The organism is Flavobacterium hercynium, from assembly GCF_002217285.1.
In the GTDB taxonomy this organism is placed as follows: domain Bacteria; phylum Bacteroidota; class Bacteroidia; order Flavobacteriales; family Flavobacteriaceae; genus Flavobacterium; species Flavobacterium hercynium.
The window spans coordinates 23,734-31,415 of the sequence record NZ_MUGW01000051.1 but is presented as its reverse complement, the minus strand read 5'-3'; the positions used below and the strand labels follow the sequence as shown (position 1 = coordinate 31,415).

Here is a 7,682-nt window from a genome sequence, read left to right as displayed (position 1 = left end):
TATTAGGAAATTTTTATTGAACTTAATAAAAATATTGATTCACATAAATATTTTAATTACCATACTCTTATTCTATTTACTAAAAGAAATTTTTCGTACAATTGTGTACGTCAAAAATATAACTGTCAAGCAGAATATTGAAAAAACATGATAATAATTAAGTTCAGGAGTTCCAAATCTCATAGATAGCAACCAGCCAAAACCTATCATGATAAGTAATATTCCAAAAATATTTAAGTTTTTAGTGAATCTTCTATGATTATAAAATACATTTAGAAATAATATTATCTCTCCTAAAAAAATAAGAGTACAGATATAGAGATATGAATAAAAATCATAATTCAAAACAAACTCTTTGAAAATTCTGGAATTAAATTTCCAATAATATTCATTTTTTGTATCCCAACCTAATATTAAAAAATTGATTAATAAAATAATTAGTATACTAGTTATCTTAGGAAAAATATTGACAAGTTTGTAATTTATCTTCTTCATTTAGTTTACCTAAATTGATAATTTTTTATATTATTAAATGTTTGTAGAGAGCTGACGCCTTTATTTTATTCCTCTTTCAATTCATACTTTTTGATAAGATCATAATCAAAAGGAATATTCATCGATAAGTCTTTTGCTTGCCAAAAATCTCCTTCTGAAGCTTGATAGAAATCGTATGCATTTTCCATGAAATTTTTTCCCATTGGTGCTTCCTGCCAATCTTTTGTATCTCTGTTGTAAAGCAAAATCATGCAGCTGATGCAACTGTAATTGCCATCTTTATTTGGATTGGTATAACATTTACCAATTTTTATATTTAGTTTTTGATTTATGATTACATCCGTTAATTGACCATCTGTAAACTGAACTAAAGCCGTTTGCGCATCAAAATCGTCTGGTGCATTTTTGGCTACAACCAAATTTTCGAAATGGGCATTTTTTATTCTTAGTAATTCAGCTTCTTTTTCACTTCCTTGAAAGAAACCTATATTTACCGGATGTAAACGTGCTGGGGCAGAAGCAGCTTCTGAAGTTGGAATGCCCGTAGAATTATCTACTACGGTTTCTTTTAACATTGCTTCAATCTCTTCGTGATTTTTCCAGTCTTCTTTATCGTATGTAGCGTATTGTTGCATCTTGTAAAACAACGATTCTCTAGGATTTAGCCAAATAAAATTACTGGCAACTAAAAAAGCAGAAAGCAATACGAAAACGATAAGTACTATTTTGATTGTTTTGTTTTTTTTCATAGTAGGTTTTTGGGTTGTTTTACTTATAAATTTTATTCTGTGCTTTTTACTTGATTCAGTGTAGAGAGCAGTACATAGAATTATAATTTATTTGCTTTAAGGATTACTAAAATAATTTTTACAAAGCGCCAAATATTAAACAATGTGATTGCAAATAATGAAATATAAAAAGAAAAAATTAAGCTCTTTAGTCTAATTTGATAGATTATCTTTTCAAATTTAATTGATTTCGAAACTGGAATACTATCATTTAGTAAAATTATTATAAATGAAAATGCAATTATAATAATGTTTAATAAAAGTAATTGCCTGCAAAATCTTAAAAAATCTTGATAAGTATCATTGTTTTTAAATCTCTCAAAGAGATACAAACATCCCAGAAATATACCAAAAAAAATTGAGCTAACATCTATAAGTTTATCATTAACCAAAGAAGTATCTGGGCTGTATGTGAGGTTTAATTTATAAGATGAAATTAATATAGCAATAAATATTATCCATTGTAATACAAAGTTTATTTTGTTTTTAATTTTAAATTTATGAATTGTATTAAAATGATTTTTTGAAATCATAAGTACGATTTTAGTATTAAATATTCTTTCTCATATAGTTTTTTAATACAATCTTTTCTTTCGTTTTTTTGAAGATTAGCGTCCAACCTAGGAACTGAAATTTTAAAAACACCATAATAAACATCGCCTAATAAATCTATTGGTTTTTTAGCTTTAGTATTATCAATTGTATAACCAACTATTTCAACACTGTCAATATTTTCTCTAATTTCACTAAAACCTAATAGTTTACTAAAACTTTCAATTATTGGAATAATTTTATCTTTATATAAACCTTTTTCTTTTGCAGAAACTTTATAATGTATTTCTGCAATGTCACTATTTAATTCAGCAGCCTTTTGAATTTCAGGTAAAAAATCTATCTCTATCTTGTCCTCAAGTGAACGATTAACATTTGTTATTTCGGCTAATAATTTCGCTGGTTGATGGACTTTCATTTTAAATCCTTTAAATTGTGTCATTTCTAAAGCTCTCTCATATTCTTTTTTTCTGTAAATTGTTCCAAATATTATATCAAAACTAGTTTGTTGTTTTAATTGAATCGACTCTACAAAACATTTTAATATAAATTTTCTAAATGAATCTAAATATATACAGTTTTTATTTACTTCGAAAAAAATGCATGATAAATCCTTCGAGTACAAAAATATACTTCCATATACTAAGCCTTCCGATTCTTTTACATCTAATTTAGAGATAGCTTTTGTTTCTTTGTCAATTTTTGCAGGTAAATCTTTATCTAATGTTGAGCGTAAAAAGCCTATTATATAATCATTTGTTTCTTCAATAATTGAATAATGAACAGTTCTATTTGAAATACTTTTTTCTTGATTTAGAATTTCTGGGTGATTTAGAATTTCAGAAAATGTCATTTTAATATTTTCTCTTTCTAATTGTTTTACTTGAACGCTTATAATATCTATTTTACAGTTTTTTGTATTCATTTATATTTAATTATTATATGAGTTTTTTGGTTCAATTTTTGGTATTTATTATTCAAATCTAAAGGCTAAGCCAAAGATCTTGTTTGTGAACACTATAAATTTGAGTGTAAATCCATTTTGAATTAATTGAGAATGCGTAAACTTTTTCAAGCGAAAAGATGGTTACATATTTTTTAAGTATACTTCTAGAATTTTATGATAAATAAAATTTGCCTCAAAGTTTATTTTTAAGGGTTCACCTCTTTTTTCTCTGTGTTTAAAATAAATCATAGTTTGTCCGTTTTCGATATTTTCTATATTACCAATTAACGAATAATTGAATAAATGTAAAAGAGTCATCATAGGATCATATTGTAAATCAAGTTCTATTAATTCCTCAATTAAGTCATTCATTTCTAAAGGTTGCTGTTGTTTTAAATTTTTAAGAGCAATAAAAATCGTTGTTATATCATCTGGATTGAAAATTGAAGATAGTTCATTTCTCACTTCTAGCATTTGTTCTTCAATGTAGGAATATAATAATTTTTGAACATCATTATAATTTAATGGAATTTTAAATGCATGTTGTGGTAATGCTTTAAAAAATAAGATTAAATCTCTAGGTTTAAAAAATGTGTGCTCTATTACATATTTAAAACTACTTCCATTGTATTGATAATCAGTTTTAATTAATGTAGACCAAGGATCATTTTTTAAATATTCTATATTTTCTCTTTCAAAATTAATTGCAATACGTTTATTAATTAATTGTTTTAAGCCTACAGTGTTTTCATTAGTTTTAAAGTTTTCATGTTCGTACCATGTTAAAGGAATTTCATAAGATGAAAATAATTTTGCAGTGTCAGCATTATATTTTACAACTATTCTTTTTATATCATCACGTAATAAAATTACAACTTTACAGTTTAGATCATTTTTCCCAAAAAAATCAATATTGTAGTCTTTTGCAACTCTTAAAATATTTGTAATACTCTCAATTGTATGTTCATCATTTTCCTTAAAACCAATGTCTAAATCATCAAAAATTAAAATAAATTCATTTTTTTTGAAGTTTTCTTTTAGTAGTTTAATTACGACTTGATTTAAATGGGGCAAAATTTTATAAAAAGGAGCTTTGTGTTCTTTTATGTTTGTACTTTTTTTAAATAATGATGTAAAGGCTCTTTTAAAATATTCAATGTTTACTTGAAGTTCGTTGTTTTTTACTATTTCAGATATCTCATAACTTTTGATATCAATTAAGCCACTATTTCTATCCAAAAATTGTCGTAAATCTTTAGATTCATTATTGTTTTTGATAGATTGATCTGTAATTAATAATTTAGTTAATTTTGTCAATATAAGCCATTCAAACAGTAATTTTTCTTCGATTTTTAAACCATTTTCTTTGCCAATTTGAACAATTTTTTGAGAATCAAAATCCCTTGTTTTTATGAAATCACAGAATACGTTTGCATCATTTCCCGCAGTAAAATATATATACTCAGCGATAGCTGATTTACCAGCGCCTTTACGACCAGTAATTACAAATTTCTCAGTTTGAAGCTCTGGAAAAACATTTAAGTAGTCTCCAAAAATTTCACCTAATTTCATTTTTGAGTTTCCTGTTAATTCACCTTCTGCTTCTGGTGTACCAATAAAAAAGTTTTTTGTGGTACCATTTGATGGTGTTTCGGGTAATGATAGTTTTTTAAAAAATGACATTTTATTTAAAGATTTTTAATTTTAAGGTTTTTTATAAGTGAAAATCAGCTATTTTAGTTATTGTGAATTTTGTTATTTAGTTAATTGTGTTTCTAAATAATTTTAACAAAAATTAAAATTGATATAATTTCATTTAACAAAAACAAACATCGCCTTTAATCCAAACTAATCAGCGAGTAAAAACACCTGATTTTGGAAAGCGACCATTTTTGAATTAGTAGATTGTTTTGTTAAAAGTAAAATCTCCTATTGTAATAACTTTACGGTAAACCATAACAAGTTAAAATAAAAGATATTGACTGTGTCTGAACAAAAGACTAAAACGGAAACGTTGCACGAAATCAGAAGACTTCGTACAACGTTTAAGGAATGCTTTATAATGCAGAAGATTTGATCTAATATTTCTTCCATTCAAAATTCTTGAAGCCACTTTCAATTGCCCATTTTTTCCATACTGCTTGTAGAATTTCATTGTCTCTTAATCCTTTTGGGTGGCTGTACGATTGTAATTTGTCGTTTTTATCGCGTTCGTGTGTTTCCAGGATATGAAGATGAATAAATTTATTTTTATTGGTTTTATATGACGGAAGACCTAAGGAAGGATTTGTTGCCAGCGCTTTTGAAACCTCTACATTATTAATTTTACAAAATTGCCTTACCTTATCTATTTCACTGCTGCTAAAATAGAATTGGTCGTTTTGCTTTTTGTTATGATATTCTAAATAACCATCGGTTAAAATATAAAGATGATTGTCATATTTGATTGATGTAGTATTGATGTCATCATTAAAAATAGTGTCCATTTTAATGATGGGTTCGTTTTCAATTTTTTCGATTAAAATACTAATCAAATCTAGTCCCTGATTTTGAGTATTGGTGTAGGTTAGTTTTACTTCATCTTGAAAATGTTTAATTCGTTGATTTAGACCGTTGTTTTTAAATTTTTCGGTCGAATTTATAAAAGATTGCTTTTCACTCAGATTTTTAATAGTGTCAAGATCTATGGAAGCAATAATTTTAGAAGAGAACGGGGAAAAGAAAATAGAGGAGCGGTCGCCGATTTTTTTGCCGGGCATAACACATTTGTTTTTGAAGTCCTGAACGATCTCTGTAATTTTTGCAATATCCTTAGAAGGTTTATTACTTAAACGGCTTGACATATCCGGAATAATTACCAGATTTTGATACGTCAGGTTCTTAACTTCAGTTTCTCGGATACAGGAAAACAATAGAAGCAATGTGAAAAAATGGATTAAGTTCTGTGTCATTTTTTTATGTTTTTAGATTAAATTGTTGCCAGTTCTATTTCTCTAACTCTGTTACTTACCTCATTTGTGGCATAAAATTTTGGCAGATGTTCTATATAACCTGCTTTATAAGCCGTAGCAACTCTGTCTAAAATGACATCAGTAAAGATTTTGCCACTGATAATTTTAGCGTTAAACTCATCGAATAGTATTTTTAATTGCTTTTGCGTATCAGAATGGTCATTTTCTATTCTGTTTTCCTGATTGTTAATTTCTGTTTCAAGATTTACAATTTTAGCGTTCTGCTCATTGATAGCAACTTCATTTTCTTTTAGTATTGTGCCAATGAATTCTTTGTCTGCATTAAGATGGATCATTTCTTCATCTAAAATTTGTATCCTTTTGTTTTTTTCAGCATCTACCATTTCCCTTTGTGATTTTTTGTAGGCATTGGATATGAAGTCAATTAAAAAATGCATTAGTATTAAGGGAAACATACCAAACACAAAAATTAACCAAAACTCACCGTGTGTTACTACTTCCCAAATTTTCATTGTAGATTTTTGCCCGATTAAAAGGGATTTTATTTCATCTGTGTTTACCGCAATCATTGTAGAAACTAAAATGTCGAATAATAATAAGCCAACTACAAAAAATAAATTATTTAGAAATTTATTTTTATTTCCGAGAATTTTTAGATTGGATAATAAAATAGGAATAAGGAAAAAGAGAGCAGCTACAACGCCAAACAAAATACCTTCTTGCTTAAATATTTTAACAATGGCATTTGCATCAACGAGTTGAGGAAGTCCTGGATTTAATCCTGCTTGTAAGGAGGCACGTATTACATTGCCTTCAAAAAATACTTTATAAAGTGCCGAAGCAAAAAATATGGATAAGTAAAACGTAAAAATGACTAAACCAAACAGAACGAAAATGGTACCAATGCTCCAGAATTTTTTTATAACAAAAGATTGTTCGAGTGTTTTTCTTTCTAGTTTATTTTTTTCAATTTCTGAATTAATTTGTAACAGCCCTTTTTCGCCTGTGTTTTGATTGCCAGATTCTAAAACAGTTTTAGTTTGTTTTAGTTCCGCTATTTTATCTTTAGTTTGGCGTTGCTCTAAATCGTTGTTTCTTTTTTCGACACTTATTTTCTGTTGTTTCTCTAACTCAGCATTTGTTTTTGTGGCTTCGTAGGCGTTTGAAATATGTGCCGTCAATACATTTTTTTTGCTGCTTAAACCTTCGTCTGTAGCGTATGTTTTAATTTCTTCTTTGATGTTGTTATATTCAGCTCTAAAAATGTCAATACTTCCTTGGTTTTCTTTGGATGTTTCGTATCCTTTCTGTTTATACTCGTCGATGTTGATTTGCGCAGCCGAATAAACAAGGTTTTGCAGTTGTTTAGAAAAAACTTCGATAATATTTATAGTTTGTGGTTGTGGAGTTTGTTGTACAGGAGTTTGAAATGATAGTGTAGATGCGGAATTATGATCGGCAATATTATGATCTATATTGTAACTCAGGCGTTCAAATTCCAGTAAAAATTGGGAATAAATGGCAATGTCATCTGAAACCTGAATATTTTCGACATTGTTGTTGCTGGCATTGATGGAGTAGTTGTAGGAGCCGTTTATTGAAATCTTGTTATCAATCAAGCAGAATTTATGATTCATTACCCCACGCGGATCTCCTGTTTCAAATGCGTGAACGCTTACGCCGGCACCTTTTAGCATTAATTTTACAATTTCGTTCTGTGCATTTGAAGAAAGAATAATGTCAATGGTTAAGTTTCTGTTTTTTGCTTCGATTATTGCCATTGCGATATCCCGATCAGTAAAGTAGTTCATCGCAATGTATATGCATTGTCTTGCATTGACTATTTCAGAAATTATTCGATGCTTAATTTCTGTTCCGTTTGTAATAAGCTCTTTCATAATTGTATTTTTTGATTTATTAAAGTGGTTG

At 27.8% G+C, this 7,682-nt stretch carries 6 protein-coding genes; all 6 read right to left on the bottom strand.

Going from position 1 to position 7,682, the window contains the following annotated elements; all coding sequences use genetic code 11:
• Positions 1-560 precede the first annotated feature (560 nt).
• On the bottom strand, positions 561-1,244 hold the full coding sequence (locus B0A66_RS19625) for a hypothetical protein (RefSeq protein ID WP_089051564.1): 684 nt from the start codon (positions 1,242-1,244) through the stop codon (positions 561-563).
• 80 nt (positions 1,245-1,324) lie between these two features.
• A complete protein-coding gene (locus tag B0A66_RS19620) occupies positions 1,325-1,816 on the bottom strand; it encodes a hypothetical protein (RefSeq protein ID WP_089051563.1) in 492 nt (163 codons plus the stop codon).
• Complete coding sequence (locus B0A66_RS19615; RefSeq protein WP_089051562.1) at positions 1,813-2,760, bottom strand: hypothetical protein; 948 nt, start codon at positions 2,758-2,760, stop codon at positions 1,813-1,815. Before B0A66_RS19615 ends, B0A66_RS19620 begins: the two co-directional genes overlap by 4 nt.
• Before the next feature lie 162 nt (positions 2,761-2,922).
• The gene (locus B0A66_RS19610; RefSeq protein WP_089051561.1) at positions 2,923-4,464 is read right to left on the bottom strand and encodes a P-loop ATPase, Sll1717 family; all 1,542 of its coding nucleotides are present in this window, start codon (positions 4,462-4,464) and stop codon (positions 2,923-2,925) included.
• Between the two features lie 395 nt (positions 4,465-4,859).
• Positions 4,860-5,732 carry a hypothetical protein gene (locus tag B0A66_RS19605; protein WP_089051560.1) on the bottom strand — a complete coding sequence of 291 codons (873 nt, stop codon included), beginning with the start codon at positions 5,730-5,732 and terminating at the stop codon, positions 4,860-4,862.
• Positions 5,733-5,749: 17 nt separating this feature from the next.
• Positions 5,750-7,651, bottom strand: coding sequence for a phospholipase D-like domain-containing protein (locus tag B0A66_RS19600; protein WP_089051559.1), 1,902 nt, complete (start codon positions 7,649-7,651; stop codon positions 5,750-5,752).
• Positions 7,652-7,682 lie beyond the last annotated feature (31 nt).

Coding starts and splice junctions, on each gene's coding strand:
- B0A66_RS19600 (WP_089051559.1), bottom strand. CDS start 7,651: ATGAAAGAGCTTATTACAAACGGAACAGAAATTAAGCATCGAATAATT.
- B0A66_RS19615 (WP_089051562.1), bottom strand. CDS start 2,760: ATGAATACAAAAAACTGTAAAATAGATATTATAAGCGTTCAAGTAAAA.
- B0A66_RS19625 (WP_089051564.1), bottom strand. CDS start 1,244: ATGAAAAAAAACAAAACAATCAAAATAGTACTTATCGTTTTCGTATTG.
- B0A66_RS19620 (WP_089051563.1), bottom strand. CDS start 1,816: ATGATTTCAAAAAATCATTTTAATACAATTCATAAATTTAAAATTAAA.
- B0A66_RS19610 (WP_089051561.1), bottom strand. CDS start 4,464: ATGTCATTTTTTAAAAAACTATCATTACCCGAAACACCATCAAATGGT.
- B0A66_RS19605 (WP_089051560.1), bottom strand. CDS start 5,732: ATGACACAGAACTTAATCCATTTTTTCACATTGCTTCTATTGTTTTCC.